Source organism: Carnobacterium sp., from assembly GCF_032094055.1.
Lineage (GTDB): Bacteria > Bacillota > Bacilli > Lactobacillales > Carnobacteriaceae > Carnobacterium_A.
Genome location: NZ_DAMDAK010000012.1, coordinates 4,095 through 6,647 on the forward strand (window position 1 = coordinate 4,095; position 2,553 = coordinate 6,647).

Here is a 2,553-nt window from a genome sequence, read left to right on the forward strand (position 1 = left end):
TCCAGTTCTGAAACAACTTTCTATTGGCACGTTAGTGGGTATTCCAGTGGGTTTGGTGTTAGTTAAATTCGCTCCTAATACCGTGATTACGTATATTCTAGGAATTTTTCTGATTGCCTATGGTATTTATTCTTTAGCTAAAAATAAGATTGGACAGTCAAAACCACAATTAGGGCTGAATAAACCTGTTCGGTCGTTGCCTTTTGGTTTTGCAGCAGGCATGTTTGGCAGTGCCTATAATATGAATGGAGTTCCTATTGTTGTTTATGGCACAATGCGAGAATGGAAACCAGAGGTCTTTAGAGAAACTCTGCAGGCACATTTCTTGATTTCCAGTTCATTGATTATTATTGGTCAGTTTATGGGCGGCTTCTGGTCTAAAGAATTATTGGTTTTATATGGTTTTTCTTTGCCGGCAATTGGACTAGCTATTTTACTGGGGAAATTTATCTATGGCAGAATCCCAACTTATAAATTTGAACGTTACGTTTTTGTTTTAGTTATTCTGTTAGGAATTATGTTATTGATTAATCCTGCCTAACATAGCAGGTGCTATGTAAAAAGACATGTCCATCTGTTAATCTAGTTATAAGTGAGAAGTTGTCAATCAAATCTAAAAAAGCATCGAATTCATTGAATTCGATGCTTTTTGCTTAGTTTATAAACCACATTTTAATTGGGCATTACAATTGGTGCAGGTATTGCAGCCGCCTAAATCTTCGACAGTTCCTTGTCGACAGATCGGACAAGTATCGCCTACTTCATTTCCAACTGTATTTTCAGCTGTATTTACAGCGACAGGGTCAGCTTTTTCGGTGTAATCTGAATCGGATTCCCAATTATTTTCTTCAGCTTTTAGTGTCAATACTTGAGAATCACGACTGCCGTCAACATAGACCGTTCCGCCTTTTGCACCGCCTTTATATAAGCGTTCATAGATGCTTTGAACTTGTTCCACGCTATAGCCGCGAGGAGCATTAACGGTTTTAGAAATCGAACTGTCCACCCACCGTTGGATAACGCATTGGACATCGACATGTGCTTCCGGGGCCAAACTCATCGCTGAAACAAATTGATTCGGTAAATTGTCGGGATCAGCTTCTGGATGACGGCTTAAGTAGTCTTCTACAATCGCAGCTTTGACTTCAATAAATTTGCCCAAACGACCACTTCTGAAGTAACTGAAAGAGAAGTAAGGTTCCAATCCAGTTGATACCCCAACCATCGTACCAGTTGAACCTGTTGGAGCAACTGTCAGCAGATGAGAGTTGCGGATCCCATAAGTTAAAATGTCTTGACGGATGTGTTCTGGCATTTTTTTCATATAACCGGTGTTGATAAAGTTTTCACGCAATTGAGCGGTTTCTTCTTCTGTTTTGCCAATCAAGAAGGGGAAGCTGCCTTTTTCTTTAGCTAATTCAATGGATGTTTCATAAGCGGTCACAGCGATAGCTTCAAATACCTGATCGACTAATTTATTTCCTTCAGGAGAGCCATATTCTTTTCCGGTATAAATCAGTAAATCAGCTAATCCCATAATGCCAAGTCCTACTCGACGTTCGCCTAATGCTTGTTTTTCATTGTCTTCTAAAAAGTATGGCGTTGCATCAATCACATTATCTTGCATCCGCACACCGGTTTTAACGGTTTGTTTTAATTTAGCAAAGTCGACGGTCTCGGCATCCTTATCCGCCATTTCAGCTAAATTGATCGCAGCTAAATTACAAACCGAATAAGGAGCTAATGGTTGTTCGCCGCAAGGGTTTGTTGCGACTACTTTTTGTCCATAAGCTGTTGCATTTGTCATTTTATTGGCATTGTCGATAAAGAAGATGCCCGGTTCAGCAGAGTAAGTGGCACAGATATTGATCAAATTCCATAGTTCGCGAGCTTTGATCGTCCGGTAAGTCCGGACTGCACGACCGCTGGCTTCCCATTCGCGCACATCGCCGACTTCTGTCCAATACGCATCATAAAAAGCCATTTCAGCTTCATTATAAGATTCAACAGCCGGGAAACGCAGGGCATACTCTTCATCGTTTTCAACAGCTTGCATAAAGTCATCGGTTAAACAAATAGAGATATTGGCGCCTGATAAGAAGTCGGGATGATGAACTCCATATGTTCCGCCAGTTCTAACTTTATCTTCAACTTCTTGTAAAGTGGCTTGATCAAATCCACCTGTACCTGGCATATTTTTATAATTCAAGATATTTTGGTACATAGCTGCTTCACGCTCAGTAAAAGGCGTAAATTTTAATTTTTCAGAAGCTAATTTTTTGATTTGGGCATCTGCTGTATTTTCAATCAAATAACGGAGGATCCGTGGATTCTGCATTTTAGAAATAATGAATTCAATGATATCTGGATGCCAATCAGACAGCATAATCATCTGAGCACCACGACGACTGCCACCTTGTTCAACTAAATGAGTCAATTGTGCAATATCATCTAACCACGAAACAGAACCTGATGACTTGCCGTTTACACCGCGAACCAATGAATTGCGCGGGCGTAAAGTAGAACCGTTTGTTCCGACACCACCACCGCGGC

Annotated in this window: 2 protein-coding genes; one reads left to right on the top strand and one right to left on the bottom strand. The window is 40.6% G+C overall.

Annotated features, from left to right (window positions below):
* On the top strand, window positions 1-541 hold a 541-nt coding region (locus RT405_RS03165), incomplete at its 5' end, for a sulfite exporter TauE/SafE family protein (protein WP_313467489.1).
* Window positions 542-658: 117 nt separating this feature from the next.
* Here RT405_RS03165 and RT405_RS03170 read toward each other — a convergent pair.
* The coding region (locus RT405_RS03170; protein WP_313467491.1) for a vitamin B12-dependent ribonucleotide reductase at window positions 659-2,553 on the bottom strand (1,895 nt) is incomplete at its 5' end.